This is a genomic window from Simplicispira lacusdiani, assembly GCF_003604195.1.
GTDB lineage: Bacteria > Pseudomonadota > Gammaproteobacteria > Burkholderiales > Burkholderiaceae_C > Simplicispira > Simplicispira lacusdiani.
Map to the genome: position 1 here is coordinate 317,657 of NZ_QXGR01000002.1, position 15,681 is coordinate 333,337.

Genomic DNA, 15,681 nt, shown 5'->3' on the forward strand with positions numbered 1-15,681 from the left:
CAGCGAACCGCGCCATCATGGATGGCCCATGAAGATCGCCCTCCTGTCCGACATCCACGCCAACCGCCAGGCCCTCGACGCCTGCCTCCAGCACGCGCGCGCCCATGGCGCGCAGCACATCGCGCTGCTGGGCGATCTGGTGGGCTATGGCGGCGACCCGCGCTACGTGGTGCAGCAGGCCATGGCCATCGCGGCCGAGGGCGGCACCGTGCTGTGCGGCAACCACGACGCGCTGGCCGTGCTGCCGCCGGCCGCGCTGGGCAAGTCGGCGCAGACCGGCGCCACGCAGGGCGCCAGCTGGTCGCACGGCCAGCTCTCGTCCGAGGAGCGCGACTTCCTCGCCCACCTGCCGCTGACCGCCGTGGTGCACAACGTGATGCTCGTGCACGCCAGCGCCGACGCGCCCGAGCGCTGGCGCTACGTGGACAACGAGGTGGTGGCCGGCCAGTGCCTGGACGCCGCGCTGCGCCACCACGGCGTGCGCCATGTGTTCTGCGGCCATGTGCACAAGCAGATGCTCTACTACCGGGGCACCGGCCACGGCCTCATGCGCTTCGCCCCCATGCCGGGCGTACCCGTGCCCGTGCCGCCGCGCCGCGCCTGGGTGGCCACCGTGGGGTCGGTCGGCCAGCCGCGCGACGGCGACACGCGCGCCATGTACGCGCTGCTCGACACCTCGCACTGGCAGTTGCGCTTCGAGCGCGTGGCCTACCACCACGCGGAGGCCGCCGCCGCCGTGCGCGCCACGGGCGCGCTGCCCGAATCGTTTGCCCACCGGCTGGAGACTGGACGATGAAGATGCTCGAACCCGGCACCGAGGTGGATGGCTTCACGGCGCTCGAATGCATCCACTCCGGCGGCATGGCCCACATCTACCGCGTGGAGTACGCCATGGGGCCGCCCAACCCGGGCTTCCCCCTGGCCATGAAGATCCCGCGCATGACGGCCGGCGACGGCGCCGAGACCATCGTCAGCTTCGAGGTCGAGAACCAGATCCTGCCCTCGCTCACCGGCCCGCATGTGCCGCGCTTTGTCGCCGCCGGCGACATCGACCGCCTGCCCTACCTGGTGATGGAATACGTGCACGGCCGCACGCTCGACCACTGGCTGGAGCAGCCCGAGCGGCCCGACACCGAGACCATCGCGCGCCTGGGCGCGGCCATGGGGCGCGCCGTGCACAGCCTGCACCAGCAGAACGTCTGCCACCTCGACCTGAAACCGGGCAACGTGCTGTTCACCAGCGAGGACCACGCCTACCTGCTGGACTTCGGCCTCTCGTGCCACGCCTACTACCCCGACCTGCTGGCCGAGGAGCTGCGCAAGGCCGTGGGCTCGCCCGCCTGGATCGCGCCCGAGCAGGTGGTGGGCGTGCGCGGTGACCCGCGCAGCGACATCTTCGCCATCGGCGTCATGCTTTATGAACTGGCCACGGGCGAGCTGCCCTTCGGCGCGCCCACCACCAAGGGCGGCCTGCGCCAGCGCCTGTGGATGACACCCGCGCCACCGCGCCAGTTCCGCCCCGACATGCCCGAATGGCTGCAGGAGACCATCCTGCGCTGCCTGGAGCCCGAGGCCGCCCGGCGCCACCCCTCGGCCGCGCACCTGGCCTTCGACCTGGCCCACCCCGGGCAGGTGCAGATCACCCCGCGCGGCCAGCGCACCCAGGGCCCGGGCCTGCGCACGCACTTCAAGCGCTGGATCAAGGCCGCGGGCATGCACTACCAGCCCAGCCCGCTGCCCACGCGCCAGATCGAGGAAGTGCCCATCGTCATGGTGGCCGTGCCGCACGCCGACGTGAGCGACGCCACGCTGTACTCGCTGCGCCAGGCCGTAGGCCGCTCGCTCGGCATCCGCCCCGGCGCGCGGCTGGCCTGCGTGACCGTGATCTCGCCCTCGGCCAGCAGCAGCACCGACGACGAACGCAGCGAGACCTCCCTGCACCGCCAGCACTCCACGCGCCTGCGCCAGTGGGCCGAGGGCCTGGACCTTGCGGGCCACAGCGTGAGCTACCACGTGCTCGAATCGGGCGACGTGGCCCAGGCCCTGGTGCGCTACGCCGAGGGCAACCAGGTCAGCATGATGATCCTGGGCGCGGCCACGCACGGGCTGCAGACGCAGCGCTTCATCGCCACCGTGCCCATGCGCGTGGCGCGCGATGCGCCCTGCACCGTCATCCTCGTCAAGCAGGCGCTGCCGTTCGCGCAGCTCGCGGCTGAATACACCGAATAGCGCGCGAGCGCACTGTCGCGCAGGCGGCGCGCCGGCCTTGAGCCCACGCGCCGTTTCGCCTACCGTGGCGGCATGAGCACCACCACCCTTCTCGTGCGCCAGGATGCGCTGGCCACCACCGAACTGCGCAGCACCGAACCCGCCCCGCTGGCCGACGGCCAGGTGCGCGTGCGTGTCGATCGCTTCGCGCTGACCGCCAACAACATCACCTACGCCGCCATGGGCGAGATGCTGGAGTACTGGCGCTTCTTCCCCTCGGGCGAGCCGGGCTGGGGCATCGTGCCGGTGTGGGGCTTCGGCACGGTGACCGAATCGCGGCAGCCCGACGTGGCCGTGGGCGAGCGGCTCTATGGCTACTGGCCCATGGCCAGCGAGGCCGTGCTCCAGCCGCACAAGGTGTCGCCCGCGGGCTTTGCCGACGGTGCCGCGCACCGCGCCGGCCTGCACGCGGTCTACAACCACTACCTGCGCTGCGGCGCCGACCCGTTCTACCACCCCGACACCGAAGACATCCAGGCCCTGCTGCGGCCGCTGTTCATCACCTCCTGGCTCATCGACGACTTCCTGGCCGACCAGGGCTTCTACGGCGCGGGCACGCTGCTGCTGTCCAGCGCGTCGAGCAAGACCGCCTACGGCACGGCCTTCCAGCTCGCCCGGCGCGCGGGCGTGCAGGTGATCGGCCTGACCTCCCCGGCCAACCGCGCGTTCTGCGAAAGCCTGGGCTGCTACCACCGCGTGGTGACTTACGACGAGCTGGAGCAGCTCGACGCCGACACGCCCTGCGTCTACATCGACTTCGCCGGCAGCGTGGCCCTGCGCCAGCGCATCCACCAGCACTTCACCCAGCTCGCCTACAGCTGCGCCGTGGGCGCGAGCCATGTGGGCGACCTGGGCGGCGCCGGCCAGCTGCCCGGCCCGCGCCCGGTGATGTTCTTCGCCCCCGCACAGGTCAAGAAACGCACCCAGGAGTGGGGCGTGCAGGGCCTCAACGACCGCCTGGTCGCCGCTTGGCAGGCCTTCAGCAGCGCCGTGCAAGCGCCGCCCCGGCCCTGGATCACGGTGCAGCGGCACCAGGGTCCGCAGGCCGTGCAGGCCCTGTTCGGGGAGCTGCTGCGCGGCCAGGGCGACCCGCGCACGGGCCACGTTGCCTCGCTGCGGCCCTGAACGGAAAGGGCATTCTTGGCGCGCGGCGGCGCCAGCCGACGACAATCGCCGCATGCACGCCACGCCCGATACCTCGCCGCTCCACCCCTTCGCCTCCCTCACGCCCGACGTGGTGCTCGACGCGCTGGCCAGCGTGGGCCTGTACGGCGACGGGCGGCTCATGGCCCTGTCGTCCTACGAGAACCGCGTCTACCAGGTGTGGCTCGAAGACGGCCAGCGCGTGGTCGCCAAGTTCTACCGCCCGGGCCGCTGGAGCGAGGCGCAAATCCTCGAAGAACACGCCTTCGCCGCCGAACTCATGGCCGCCGAGGTGCCCGCCGTGGGCCCGCTGGTGCTGGACGGCCTCACTCTGCACCCGCACGGCGGCTTCCAGTTCTCGGTCAGCCCCTGGCGCGGCGGGCGCCAGCCCGAGCTGGACGACTTCGAGGTGCTCGAATGGACCGGCCGCTTCCTCGCGCGCATCCACACCGTGGGCGCCGCGCAGCCCTTTGCGGCCCGCCCCACGCTCGACCTGCAGCAATTCGGCACCGAGCCGCGCGACTGGCTGCTGGAGCACGCCCTGATCCCGCTCGACGTGCAATCGGCCTGGCGCGACGCCTGCAATACTGCTCTTGATCTAATAGCTGCTGGCGCACAATCTACGGGCGCTGGAGGCCAATTTTGCTTGAAAGACGCCGCCGTGCTGCGCCTGCACGGCGACTGCCACCCCGGCAACATCCTCTGGACCCCGCTCGACGAATGGGGCCGTGGCGGCCCGCACTTCGTCGACCTGGACGACGCCCGCATGGGCCCCGCCGTGCAGGACCTGTGGATGCTGCTGTCAGGCGACCGGCGCCAGCGCACGCACCAGCTCGGCGCCCTGCTCGACGGCTACGAACAGTTCCGCAGCTTCGACCGCCGCGAGCTGGCCCTTATCGAGCCGCTGCGCACCCTGCGCCTGATCCACTACAGCGCCTGGCTCGCCCGCCGCTGGGAAGACCCGATCTTCCCGATCAACTTCCCTTGGTTCGGCAGCAGCGACTATTGGCGCGGGCAGGTGGACATGCTGCACGAGCAGATCGAGGCGATGCAGGAGGAGCCGCTGGTGGCGTGAGGGTTGGGAGGCGGAAATCGGCCAGGAGCGTGCGGTGGCAGTCAGAGAAAGCAGACGCTCAACGTTGAAGCTGAGCCGACTCGCGTCGGCTCGAACGACAGGTTGGGCGTCACTTCGAGACAGCGGCCAGCACGACCGGAGTGGCGGCCACTGCTGCCGCAAATGCTTGCTGTGTAAGCAACTTCACTGTTTCTGAGCCGGCCTCCTTGGCGCCGCCAGCCAGCACTTTTCGAATCCGATCAATGAGCGACTGCTTGCCCTCAAGTGCGTCGGGAACGGATCCAAGAATGGCAAGTCCTTTTAGCGTGAGGCGTGCCTGCAAAAACGTCCCGCCCTCTAGGTACGTACCTTTATGAGTCAGAAATCCTTCTTGCGCGAGAAAGTCAATTGCGTCTTCAGCAGCTTGCAGGCTGTCCCAGGTTTCGTCGTACTCGGCCCCTTCAGGAATGACCGACATCGCGATGCTGTTGATCTTGAGATCGACGGGCGTTGGAAATGCAGAGTAGAGCTTATCGAACAACGCGAGCGTCATGCGGTTGAAGAATGCGATGTTGTCCATGGAGCTTGACTTGAAATAGGTCGAAGAGGCGAAACGTCAGTTCTGTGACGCCCGACGTTTGAGATAAGCGGCGGCTTTTAGACCTTCTGCTTGACCGAGTGGTTAGCTTTCTTCCGCGACGACATATGGGCAGGCTACATAGTTCCTTGCAGCATCGACATGCCACATGACCCTGGCGAGACAACGAACGGGAATGCCGATGTTCCCCTTCAGCGCCGGTGACGCGTGCAGCACTTGTGCGAAGCCAGCCGCGAAATAGCTCTGCTGTGCGAGAAGCGCGATGCGGTCTCCATCGTGCTTTAGCTCGAAGTACTCGTAGCCTGGGGCCTCACCGCCGCGCTGCTTCCATTCACCAACCGTAAGGACTCCAGTAACCCACAGGACTTTCGTACCCTTGTAGTTCTCGAATGCCGTGAAGTGCTCGTAGTGTTCGTTCAAGTGTGCCCAAAGGCGTTGAACCATCTCGCGCGACGTGATTGAGTAGGTTCTAGATTCCTGCGTAGTGATTCCCGCATTCGCGAACAATGCCTTTATGCCAGCTGTCGCGCCTTCTTGCCGCGTGACTGTCGTGCCGGGGTCAACCCCAAAGACTTCTTCAAACTTTCTGGAAACGAACTCAAGGTCGAGATACACAAGCTTGTCGAGATCATTGGGCATGGTGCTCACCCTCCTTCCTAAGAAAGCTGACGAATGTAGACGTACCAAGCCGCAGGCCATTCGTTCAAAACACTATAGCTTGTGCACGAGGCTGAGCCGTGCCGTGGCTCCGTACATCATCAGATGACAGCTTTCTGGCTTTGCTCTGACCGGCTGCTTAGTGTCGAAAGCAGGCACCAACCCAAGAAAAAGACCTCGGTGGAATTCCAGCTCCACCGAGGTCTTTTTGCTCATTTTTTAACAGCTACTGACGCTTATACCGTAAGCGCTAGCGCCACTTTTCATTCACATCACGCCAGCAGCGCATTCACGCGCTTGACGTAAGCCGCCGGGTCTTCCGGCAGGCCGCCTTCGGCCAGCAGGGCCTGGTCGAACAGGATGTGGGCCAGGTCGTGGAAGTGCACGCTGCCATCAAGCTTCTTGACCAGCGGGTGCTCGGCGTTCACCTCCAGCACGGGCTTGGTTTCGGGGGCCTTCTGGCCGGCCTGCTTGAGCATGCGGGCGAGCTGGGTGCTCATGCCGTCGTCCTGCACCACCAGGCAGGCGGGCGAGTCGACCAGGCGGGTGGTCACGCGCACGTCCTCGGCCTTGTCCTTGAGGGCTTCCTTGAGCTTGGCAAGCACGGGCTTGAAGGCTTCGGCGGCCTCCTCGGCGGCCTTCTTCTCGGCCTCGTCCTGTAGTTTGCCCAGGTCCACGGCGCCCTTGGCCACGCTTTGCAGTGGGGTGCCGTCGAAGTCGTGCAGGTAGTTCAGCGCCCACTCGTCCACGCGGTCGGTCATCAAGAGCACCTCGATGCCCTTCTTCTTGAAGACTTCGAGCTGCGGGCTGTTCTTGGCGGCGGCTAGGGTGTCGGCGGTGATGTAGTAGATGGCCTCCTGGCCTTCCTTCATGCGCGCCTTGTAGTCGGCAAAGCCCACGCTCACGGCGTCGCTGGTGGTGCTGGCAAAGCGCAGCAGCTTGGCCAGGCGCTCGCGGTTGGCAAAGTCTTCGCCCAGGCCTTCCTTGAGCACGGCGCCGAACTCGGCGTAGAACGCGGTGTACTTGCCTTCCTTGGCCTTGTCTTCCTCGCTCACCACGTCGGTCACGCCGTCGGCGCCCTCGGCGGGGGCGTCATGTTTGTCGTGCTTGGCCAGGTCTTCCAGCATGCTCAGCACGCGCTTGGTCGAACCCTCGCGGATGGAGCGCACGTCGCGGCTTTCCTGCAGCAGTTCGCGGCTGACGTTGAGCGGCAGGTCGCTCGAATCGATCACGCCCTTGACGAAGCGCAGGTAGCTGGGCATCAGCGCCTCGGCGTCGTCCATGATGAAGACGCGCTTGACGTAGAGCTTGACGCCGGCCTTCTTGTCGCGGTTCCACAGGTCGAACGGCGCCTTGGCGGGGATGTAGAGCAGCTGCGTGTATTCGGTGTTGCCCTCCACGCGGTTGTGCGCCCAGGTCAGCGGGTTCTCGTGGTCGTGGCTGATGGCCTTGTAGAACTCCTGGTACTGCTCTTCGGTGATGTCCTTCTTGGGGCGGGTCCACAGGGCGCTGGCCTTGTTCACGGTTTCCCATTCGCCGGTCTTGACCATGCCGCCGGGTTCGCCTTCCTTCTCGCTCTCCTTCCATTCCTCTTTTTCCATGAGGATGGGCAGGCTGATGTGGTCGGAGTACTTGCCGATCACCTGCTTGAGCTTCCAGGCGTTGAGGTATTCGGAGGCGTCGTCGCGCAGGTGCAGGATGACGCTGGTGCCGCGCGCGGGGCGGTTGATGGTCTCGACCTCGAAGTCACCGGCGCCGCCGCTGACCCAGCGCACGCCCTCGTCGGCCTTGAGGCCCGCGCGGCGCGATTCGACGGTGATCTTGTCGGCCACGATGAAGCCCGAGTAGAAGCCCACGCCGAACTGGCCGATGAGCTGGGCGTCTGCCTTCTGGTCGCCCGTGAGCTTGCCCATGAAGTCCTTGGTGCCGCTCTTGGCGATGGTGCCCAGGTGGTCGATGGCCTCCTGCGCGCTCATGCCGATGCCGTTGTCCTGGATGGTGAGCGTCTTGGCGTCCTTGTCGAAGCTCACGCGCACTTCGAGGTTGGGCGCGTCCTCGTACAGCGCGTTGTTGTTCAGCGCCTCGAAGCGCAGCTTGTCGCAGGCGTCGGAGGCGTTGGAGATCAGCTCGCGCAGGAAGATTTCCTGGTTGGAGTACAGCGAGTGCGTGACCAGATGCAGCAACTGGGCCACTTCGGCCTGGAAGGAAAGGGTTTGTTTGCTCATAGGGGTTGTAGTGACAAATCCGATGCGAGAAAAGGCGGCACGCAGTCGCCTCCTGGGCGAGGCTGCGCCTGCAGGCGTGCATTTAGGGGCGATTGTGCGGGTTTCAACCCTGGGCCGCGCCGAGGTTGGCACGGCCCAGGCCATCAAAAATGATAGCTACTTGCGCTTGATGGATAAGCGCTAGAGGCTATTTTTACTATAACCCACCTGTTTCCTTTGCGCTGCGCGTGTCCGGCACTGTCCATGCAAGCAGCGCGGCGCGGACCAGCGCTGGCGGCGTCCCCCGTCCCGCGCGCAGCGCGAGAGAAGGGGGAAGCGGCGCAGCCGCTCCGGGGGATGGCCCGGCCTAGCCGTCCGCGTTGATGCGCTGCACCAGCATCTGCAGCACGCGGTCGGCCTTGTCGTTGGCGATCTGACAGGTGCCGGCCGCGGCGTGGCCGCCGCCGCCGTATTCCAGCATCAGGTTGCCCACATGGGTCTTGCTGCTGCGGTCCAGGATGGACTTGCCCGTGGCGAACACCGTGTTCTGCTTCTGCAGGCCCCACATCACGTGGATGGAGATGTTGGCCGTGGGGAACAGCGCATAGATCATGAAGCGGTTGGTGGCCCAGATGGTTTCCTCGGGCCTCAGGTCGAGCACCACCAGGTTGCCGATCTGGGTGGCGCAGTGCAGGATCTGCTCCTTGGCCTTGGCCGCGTGCTCGCGGTACAGCGCCACGCGCTCCTGCACGTCGGGCAAGGCGAGGATCTGCTCGATGGTGTGGTCGCGGCAGTATTTGATGAGGTCCATCATCAGCGCGTAGTTGCTGATGCGGAACTCGCGGAAACGGCCCAACCCGGTGCGCGAATCCATGAGGTAGTTGAGCAGCACCCAGCCCTGGGGATCGAGGATGTCCTCGCGCGAGTACTGGGCAGAGTCGGCCTGGTCCACGGCCTCCATCATCTCGTCGGTGATGCGCGGGAAGGCCGCCTTGCCGCCGTAGTGGTTGTAGACCACGCGCGCCGCCGACGGGGCGTGCGCCTCGATGATGTGGTTGACATCGCGCCGGCCCGAGTTGCGCACGGTTTCCGACTCGTGGTGGTCGAACACCAGGTGCGCGCCCGGCACATAGGGCAGGTTGGTGGTGATGTCGCGCTCGGTGATCTCGATCTTGCCGTCCTGCATGTCCTTGGGGTGGACGAACAGGATGTCGTCGATCAGTTCCATCTCGTTGAGGAGCACGGCGCACACCAGGCCGTCGAAATCGCTGCGGGTCACCAGACGGTACTTGCGGTCACTCACGAGTCTCTCCTTGTTACATATCGTTGCTAGCGTGGATGGTAGCAATCCTGTGCGCCTCCCCGGCCATTCCCTTTCCAAAAAAAGGATGGACGGCGGCCCCGCCTGCTCAACCGGCAGGCGGCGGCGCCAGCCAAGCGGCCAATTGGCGGGCCACGCCTGGGTCGCAGAGCAGTTCCAGGTGCCCTGTCCGGTGGGCCACGTACTGGCGGGAGGGCGCAAACGCCAGGCCGCGCACCGCATCATCGTGCACGCCCAGGGCGCTGCGCAAGGGCACCAGACCATCGCCCACCAGCCGCTCGGCCACGGGGCTGCGGCGCGCGGCCAGGGTGGCGGCCACGGCGAAGCACTCCACGCCAGAGGGCAGGGGCACCGGGGTGCGCGCGTCGGGACTGCGGCGGAAGCGGTCGCGGCCCTGCCAGTCGGCATCGAGCACATGGCCGTGGCGCAGGTCGGTGATGCCCGCGCTGCGCAACTGGCCCAGCCGGGCGAACGGCCGGCTGTAGGGGGTGCTGCCCAGCAGCACGTCCACCCAGTTCCCCGCGCGCTCCAGCGGCGCGCCATGGTGCGGTGTGCCCAGGAAGACGATGCGGCGCAACTGCGCGGGCCAGCGCTGCCCGGCCTCGGCGCCGTAGTGGCAGGCCGCGCGCGCCACCAACCCGCCCATGCTGTGCGCCAGCATGCTGAATTCCTGCACCGGCACGGGCCAGTCGCGGAGCAGCGCCTCGATGTGCCCTGCGAGCAGGCGCCCGTTCTCCGAGGTGTGCCGGCCGGTGTTGTAGCGCAGGTAGACCGGCGTATAGCCCAGCGCCCGCGCCAGGTGGGCGCCGTGGTCGTGGCCCGCGCGCTGCCACTGCAGGTCGTTCATGCACAGGCCGTGCACCAGCAGCAGCACCTTGCCGGTGGCGGCGCCGCTGGCGCGCAGCGCGGCCAGGTCCAGCGGCCGGCCCTGCTGGCGCAGTTCCATCGGCACGGCCAGCGGGTTGGCGTCGGCCGCGAGGCGGTCGCCCATCACGCCGTTCAGCGCCGAGAGCACGGCTTCGCGCTCGAAGGGCGGCGCCGCGTCCGCGCCGCCAGCCGCGCGCTCCAGAAAGGGTTCGAGCCGCAGCAGCGCGGCCTGCAGGCCCGCATCGACCAGGCGCGTGACGCCCTGCACTCCCTGGTAGACCATGCCGGTGAGCCCGCGCGCGCGGCCCGCCTCGGCGCCGCCGGGCAGCCCCAGCGTGCCCAGCACCGACTGGTGCACGCCTTCGGCGATGCGCGCCACGCCGGCCGTGGCCTGGGTGGCCAGGCGCGCCGCACCGCGCAGGTCGCTGGCGCGCAGCTGCCGCGCGGCGGCCATGCCCGCCCTCGCGGCCTGGCCCGGTTTGGGCGGTGGAGGAAGGGCCATGGTGTTGCTCCGAAAAAGGTTCAGAAGCGCTCGTGCGCCCCCAGGTAGCGCCACTGCCCCACGGGCAGGTTGCCCAGCGTGACGCGGCCGATGCGGATGCGCTTGAGGCCCACCACCTTCAGGCCCACCAATTCGCACATGCGGCGGATCTGGCGCTTCTTGCCCTCGGTGAGCACGAAGCGCAGTTGTTCGGGGTTCTGCCACTCCACGCGCGCGGGCTTGAGCGGCTGGCCGTCCAGGCTCAGGCCATGGCGCAGGCGTTCGAGCTGCTCGCGCGGGAACACCGCTTGCACGTTGGTGCTGACGGGGTCGCGTTCGTCAATCTCCTGCAGCGGCTCGGCGCGCGCGCCCGGCGGCAGGGCGCGCAGCGGGCCCGGCCCCTGGTAGACCACGCGCACGAGGTATTCCTTGTCCATCGTCGAGTCCTCGCCGATGATCTGCCGCGCCACGCGCCCGTCCTGCGTGAGCACCAGCAGGCCCACCGAGTCGATGTCGAGCCGCCCGGCCGGCGCCAGGCCGCGCAGGTGTGGCGGCGTGAAGCGCAGGCCGCTCGGGTCTTCGCGCCAATGGGTGCGCGGGTTGATCAGCGCCACGGCGGGCTGGTGCCCGTCCTCGGCCTGGCCCGACACATAGCCGATGGGCTTGTTCAGCAGGATGGTGACCTGGCTGTCCTGCTGGCGCTGCGCCGCGCGCTCGACGGTGACGCGGTCCTGCGGCGTGACCTTGACGCCCATTTCGGCCACCTGGCCGTTGACGTAGACCCAGCCGCGCGCGATCCAGTCGTCGGCCTCGCGGCGCGAGCACAGGCCCAGCTCGGCCAGGCGCTTGTTCAGGCGCGTGCCGCCCTCTCCGCTGGCGGGCGCAGCCGGTGGCGGCGCGGCGCGTGGCGGGCGTGGCGCCGGGGTGGCGCCGCGCGGCGCCGGCGCGGAGGGCCGGGGGGGCGGTGCGGCGGCCGGGGCCGCCGGGCGGCGCAGCGTCAGGCGGCGGGAGGCGGCGGGTTCAGGCGGCGCGGCGGGCGGGCGGGGGCTGGAAGGCATGGTGTCGGTGTGCTTGCAAGGGGGCGCGGCGGCGGTGCCGGCGGCGCCAGGGTTCAGGCGTGTTGGGCGTGCCAGGCCAGGAAATCGTCGACCGGCAGCGGCCGGCTGATGTGGTAGCCCTGCGCCTCGTCGCAGGCCAGCACGCGCAGGCGCTCCAGGATGTCGGCATTCTCCACGCCCTCGGCCACCACGCTCAGGCCCAGATTGTGCGCCAGGTCGATGGTGGAGCGCACGATCTGCGCGTCGCCCTCCCCGGCCTGCATGCCCATCACGAAGGATTTGTCGATCTTCAGCTCCTGCACCGGCAGGCGCCGCAGGTAGGCGAGCGATGAGTAGCCCGTGCCGAAATCGTCGATGGAGAGCTTGAAGCCTTGTTGCGACAGGCGGTTGAGCATGGCCTCGGCACGCTGCGGGTCGTCCATGATGGCGCTCTCGGTGATCTCCAGGCAGAAGCTCGCGGCCTGCACGCCGTGGCGCGCGAGGATGGCCTCCAGCCGCGCGCTCAGCTCGATGTCGAGCAGGTCGCGCGTGGACAGGTTGACCGACACGCGCAGCCCCAGCGGCCGCACGCGCGCGTCGGCCAGCAGGCGCGCCACGGCCTCGAAGATCCACAGCGTGAGCTGGCGCACGAAGCCGGTCTGCTCGGCGAAGGGGATGAACTCCATCGGCGGCACCAGGCCGCGCTGCGGGTGCTGCCAGCGCACCAGGGCCTCGGCCGCGTGTCCTGCCTGGCCGTGCAGCGCCACCTTGGGCTGCAGGTACAGGCGCAGTTCGCCCCGCTCGACGGCGCGGCGCAGGTCGCCCAGCAGCGTCAGGGTCTGCACGCTCGCCGAGTCGAACGCCGGGTCGTAGAGCAGGGCCACGCTCAGATGGCGCTTGGCCGCGTACATCGCGATCTCAGCGCGGTTGAGCAGGGTGTCGGCATCCTGCGCGTCGCCCGGCCAGCAGGCGATGCCGATGCCGGCGCTCAGGTCCACCGTCTGGTCGTCAAAGTCCAGCGGTGTCTCGAAGGAGCGCGCGATGCCCTCGGCCACTTCCAGGGCCTGGGCACCATCGGTGTCGTGCAGCAGCAGGGCGAATTCGTTGCCACCGACACGCGCCACCAGATCGCCCGGCGCGTGCACATGGGGGCGCAGCCGCCCCGCCACGGCCTGCAGCAGGCGGTCGCCGAAGGCATAGCCGAGCACGTCGTTGACATGCTTGAAACGGTCCAGGTCGAGCAGCAGCACGGCCAGCGGCCGGGGCGGGCTGCGGGGCGTGCCGATGGCCTGCATGACCGCCATGCGGAAGCGCTCGCGGTTGGGCAGGCCGGTGAGGCGGTCGCGGTAGGCCAGGTCGCGCACCTTGGCCTGCTGGCGCGCGATGTCCAGGCGCATGTGGTCGAACGAGCGCGCCAGGTCGCCGATCTCGTCAGCCCGCGCGGTGTGCTCCATGGGCACGCTGTAGTCGCCGCTGGCGAGCCGGTGCGTGGCCGCCAGCAGCGAGCGCAGCGGCGTGGTCACGCGCCGCGCCATGGCGCCGCTGCCCAGGGCGAACAGCAGCACGCCCCCCGCGGTGATGGTGGCCAGCAGGAACTGCAGCTGCCGATAGGGCGCCACCACGGCATCGACCGAGCGCAGCAGCAGGGCCTGCACCTCGCCGCCCACGGCGTCGAGCCGGCTGGTGCGCACCAGCAAGATACCGGCCTCGGTTTCCAGCTCCGACACGGGCCCGGCCGACGCGCGCAGCGGCGCGGCCACGGCCGGCGCGAGGGTGCTGACCGGCAGCGAGACGGCGCCTTCCGGCGTGCGCACGCGCACGGCCACGTCCACAGCAAGCAACTGGCGCATCTCGTCGGCCAGCGGCTGGCCGACCGGGAAGCCCATGAGCACCCAGCCGATCACCAGCGGCGCCTTCAGCGGCACCATGACGAACTGGTAGGGCCGCCCGTCCATCACCGCCACCTGGCTGCCCTGCGGCTGCGCGGCCAGGGCCCGCACCACCTGCGCCAGGGAGGCGGGCATCTGCTGCATGCCCCCCGCGAGGCTGACGGCGCGCGGCGCCAGCTGCGTATCGAGCAGTGCCGTGGCGGCCGCGCCGATGCGGCCGCCGTGGTTCTCCAGCGCCGACTGGATGGTTTCCTGGTCGCCCGAGGCGACCGCCGCGCGGAAGCCGTAGTCGGCCGCGAGCAGCGCCGAGCCCTGGCGCAGGCGCTCGGCGTTCTGCTCCAGCAGCCGGTGCCAGACGCGCTCGTCGGTGTCGAGTTCGCGCGCGATCTGGCCGCGCGCGTTGCGGTCGATGCCGCGGTTCACCACGGCGAAGCCCGCGGCCTGCACGATCAGCAGCAGCAGCAGCGAGATGCCCACCAGCCGCAGGATCAGGCTGTGGCGGATCGGGCGCGGCTTCAAGGCTGCAGCCCCATCATGCGCACGGTCGCAGCGGCGCCGCTGGCGGGCACGGTCAGCGCCTGCTCCGGCACGGGCACGCCCACCGGCAGCCGGGGATGCCAGGCGCGAAGGCGGTAGCTGCCCGGGGGGACGTCGGTGATCGGCACCGCGCCGGAGGCCGGCGTCTGCGCGTAATAGGGCGTGTCGAGCACGACGATCCAGCCGACCATGTGGTCATGGATGTTGCAGCCCAGCACCACGACGCCCGGCTGGTCAAAGCGCACAGGATGGGCCGGGGTGCCGGCGTAGAGCTTGAGCTCGAATGGCTTCGCGGGCGAGAACGAATACACGTGGTGGCGCACCGTGTCGCGGTTCGGGAAGCGCACCTCGGTGCCCGTGGTCAGCACCAGCACGCCTGGGACGAATGTCTTTTTCTCCTGCGACATCTCCTGCTCGGCCAGGGGCCGCACCTGGCGCCGCGCCTCGGCCGACTCCAGGAACACCACCGCGTCCGCCAGGGGCTTGCCCGCCGCGTCCTGCACCTCGACCCGCACGCCGACCGCCCCGGCGCCCACGGCCATGCCGAAGCCCAGCACCGCCAAGGTCAGGCCGCGCGCGCGATGGCTCATGGCGCGATGGCCATGCCCCGCAGGGGGCTGCCGTCGCCCACCAGGCCCATGGGCGTGGCGCGGCCGGTCTCCAGGTCCACGGTGTAGAGGCGGGTGCGGGCATCGCCGCTGGTGCGCGCCGCCAGCAGGGCGGTGTTGCCCACGTCGGCGATGTCGAAGGACGCATCGGTCAGCGGCCCCAGGCCCAGCGGCCCGACGGTGCGCAATTGCCCCGTGTTGGGCGAAACGGCAGGGGTGGCCCCCTCGCGCGAGCCCTGCAGGGCCAGCACGCCCAGCGCGCGGTCGATGGCGTAGTTGGTGGTGAGCTTGTCGTCCTGGGTGTTGTAGGTGTAGGCCGCCGCGACGATGTCCGGGTGGCGGCCCGCGTGCGTGTCGCTCCAGGCATAGCGCAGCGCGGGATCGGTCTGCACGCCTCCGGTGGCGGGGTCGCCGTCGACCAGCGCGCCGGTGTCGGGGTGCAGGCGCAGGTTCTGTCCGGCGTTGGAGACCACGCGGATGCGGTCGGCGGCCGGGTTGAAGTCGAAGCCGAACGCCGTGCCGCGCAGGGGAACGGCCAACGGCGCGGCGCCCACCGGGCTCAGCGCGCCCGAGGCCACGTCCAGGGTGTAGAGACGCCCCGCCTGCGACAGCGCATACAGCACGCCCCGGGCGACCCGGTAGTCGATGCCCACGAGCTGCTCGCCCGGCGCCAGGCCGGTCACGGGGCGGCGTTCGAGGATGCGCTGGGGCTCTCCGGCATGGAACAGGATCAGCTCGTGCTGCGCCGTGACCGCCACCACCTGTTCGCCCAGCCCGGCGGCTGGCGCCAGCGAGCCGGCGCAGGCCGCCAGCAGGGCGCTGGCCAGCAGGCCGGCCGCCAAGCCCGGGCGGCAGGAATTCGATGTCGATGCCATGGCCGTCACCTCCGATTCATTGCCTCCGGTTATACCTGATGCGCGCCGCCCGGCGCCCCCGGGGGTTTGCCCGCATGGTCGAAAAGAATCATCAAAAAAGATAGCGGCTAGCGCATTTCTGCAGGGCGCTACAGCCGTTTTT

Annotated in this window: 13 protein-coding genes; 4 read left to right on the forward strand and 9 right to left on the reverse strand. The window is 69.1% G+C overall.

The window, feature by feature from the left end:
- The first annotated feature begins 28 nt into the window (after window positions 1–28).
- The 4 genes from D8S75_RS04140 to D8S75_RS04155 all read left to right on the forward strand — a co-directional run bounded on the left by D8S75_RS04140 (window position 29) and on the right by D8S75_RS04155 (window position 4,486).
- On the forward strand, window positions 29–796 hold the full coding sequence (locus D8S75_RS04140) for a metallophosphoesterase family protein (RefSeq protein ID WP_119964673.1): 768 nt from the start codon (window positions 29–31) through the stop codon (window positions 794–796).
- Window positions 793–2,229: a serine/threonine protein kinase gene (locus D8S75_RS04145; protein WP_119964674.1), complete on the forward strand. Its 1,437-nt coding sequence runs from the start codon at window positions 793–795 to the stop codon at window positions 2,227–2,229. The genes D8S75_RS04140 and D8S75_RS04145 overlap by 4 nt, the downstream gene beginning before the upstream one ends.
- Before the next feature lie 72 nt (window positions 2,230–2,301).
- On the forward strand, window positions 2,302–3,393 hold the full coding sequence (locus D8S75_RS04150) for a DUF2855 family protein (RefSeq protein ID WP_119964675.1): 1,092 nt from the start codon (window positions 2,302–2,304) through the stop codon (window positions 3,391–3,393).
- A 52-nt stretch (window positions 3,394–3,445) separates the two neighbouring features.
- Window positions 3,446–4,486 carry a serine/threonine protein kinase gene (locus tag D8S75_RS04155; RefSeq protein ID WP_119964676.1) on the forward strand — a complete coding sequence of 347 codons (1,041 nt, stop codon included), beginning with the start codon at window positions 3,446–3,448 and terminating at the stop codon, window positions 4,484–4,486.
- A gap of 109 nt (window positions 4,487–4,595) precedes the next feature.
- On the opposite strand, the gene D8S75_RS04160 is transcribed toward D8S75_RS04155, so the two are convergent.
- The 9 genes from D8S75_RS04160 to D8S75_RS04200 all read right to left on the reverse strand — a co-directional run bounded on the left by D8S75_RS04160 (window position 4,596) and on the right by D8S75_RS04200 (window position 15,539).
- Window positions 4,596–5,045 carry a hypothetical protein gene (locus D8S75_RS04160; RefSeq protein WP_119964677.1) on the reverse strand — a complete coding sequence of 150 codons (450 nt, stop codon included), beginning with the start codon at window positions 5,043–5,045 and terminating at the stop codon, window positions 4,596–4,598.
- 102 nt (window positions 5,046–5,147) lie between these two features.
- Window positions 5,148–5,702 carry a hypothetical protein gene (locus tag D8S75_RS04165; protein WP_198673139.1) on the reverse strand — a complete coding sequence of 185 codons (555 nt, stop codon included), beginning with the start codon at window positions 5,700–5,702 and terminating at the stop codon, window positions 5,148–5,150.
- A 290-nt stretch (window positions 5,703–5,992) separates the two neighbouring features.
- Window positions 5,993–7,945 (reverse strand): molecular chaperone HtpG, encoded by a 1,953-nt coding sequence (gene htpG, locus D8S75_RS04170; protein ID WP_119964679.1) that lies wholly within the window; start codon window positions 7,943–7,945, stop codon window positions 5,993–5,995.
- 346 nt (window positions 7,946–8,291) lie between these two features.
- The gene (locus D8S75_RS04175; protein WP_119964680.1) at window positions 8,292–9,227 is read right to left on the reverse strand and encodes an exopolyphosphatase; all 936 of its coding nucleotides are present in this window, start codon (window positions 9,225–9,227) and stop codon (window positions 8,292–8,294) included.
- 106 nt (window positions 9,228–9,333) lie between these two features.
- Complete coding sequence (locus tag D8S75_RS04180; RefSeq protein WP_119964681.1) at window positions 9,334–10,614, reverse strand: esterase/lipase family protein; 1,281 nt, start codon at window positions 10,612–10,614, stop codon at window positions 9,334–9,336.
- Between the two features lie 20 nt (window positions 10,615–10,634).
- Window positions 10,635–11,651 (reverse strand): pseudouridine synthase, encoded by a 1,017-nt coding sequence (locus D8S75_RS04185; RefSeq protein ID WP_119964682.1) that lies wholly within the window; start codon window positions 11,649–11,651, stop codon window positions 10,635–10,637.
- 53 nt (window positions 11,652–11,704) lie between these two features.
- Window positions 11,705–14,038: a putative bifunctional diguanylate cyclase/phosphodiesterase gene (locus tag D8S75_RS04190; protein WP_119964683.1), complete on the reverse strand. Its 2,334-nt coding sequence runs from the start codon at window positions 14,036–14,038 to the stop codon at window positions 11,705–11,707.
- Window positions 14,035–14,646, reverse strand: a complete 612-nt coding sequence (locus tag D8S75_RS04195) for a methylamine utilization protein (RefSeq protein ID WP_119964684.1) — start codon at window positions 14,644–14,646, stop codon at window positions 14,035–14,037. Before D8S75_RS04195 ends, D8S75_RS04190 begins: the two co-directional genes overlap by 4 nt.
- Window positions 14,643–15,539, reverse strand: a complete 897-nt coding sequence (locus D8S75_RS04200) for a DUF4394 domain-containing protein (RefSeq protein WP_119964777.1) — start codon at window positions 15,537–15,539, stop codon at window positions 14,643–14,645. The genes D8S75_RS04195 and D8S75_RS04200 overlap by 4 nt, the downstream gene beginning before the upstream one ends.
- Window positions 15,540–15,681 lie beyond the last annotated feature (142 nt).

Coding starts and splice junctions, on each gene's coding strand:
- D8S75_RS04140 (WP_119964673.1), top strand. CDS start 29: ATGAAGATCGCCCTCCTGTCCGACATCCACGCCAACCGCCAGGCCCTC.
- D8S75_RS04145 (WP_119964674.1), top strand. CDS start 793: ATGAAGATGCTCGAACCCGGCACCGAGGTGGATGGCTTCACGGCGCTC.
- D8S75_RS04150 (WP_119964675.1), top strand. CDS start 2,302: ATGAGCACCACCACCCTTCTCGTGCGCCAGGATGCGCTGGCCACCACC.
- D8S75_RS04155 (WP_119964676.1), top strand. CDS start 3,446: ATGCACGCCACGCCCGATACCTCGCCGCTCCACCCCTTCGCCTCCCTC.
- D8S75_RS04160 (WP_119964677.1), bottom strand. CDS start 5,045: ATGGACAACATCGCATTCTTCAACCGCATGACGCTCGCGTTGTTCGAT.
- D8S75_RS04165 (WP_198673139.1), bottom strand. CDS start 5,702: ATGCCCAATGATCTCGACAAGCTTGTGTATCTCGACCTTGAGTTCGTT.
- htpG (WP_119964679.1), bottom strand. CDS start 7,945: ATGAGCAAACAAACCCTTTCCTTCCAGGCCGAAGTGGCCCAGTTGCTG.
- D8S75_RS04180 (WP_119964681.1), bottom strand. CDS start 10,614: ATGGCCCTTCCTCCACCGCCCAAACCGGGCCAGGCCGCGAGGGCGGGC.
- D8S75_RS04185 (WP_119964682.1), bottom strand. CDS start 11,651: ATGCCTTCCAGCCCCCGCCCGCCCGCCGCGCCGCCTGAACCCGCCGCC.
- D8S75_RS04195 (WP_119964684.1), bottom strand. CDS start 14,646: ATGAGCCATCGCGCGCGCGGCCTGACCTTGGCGGTGCTGGGCTTCGGC.
- D8S75_RS04200 (WP_119964777.1), bottom strand. CDS start 15,539: ATGGCATCGACATCGAATTCCTGCCGCCCGGGCTTGGCGGCCGGCCTG.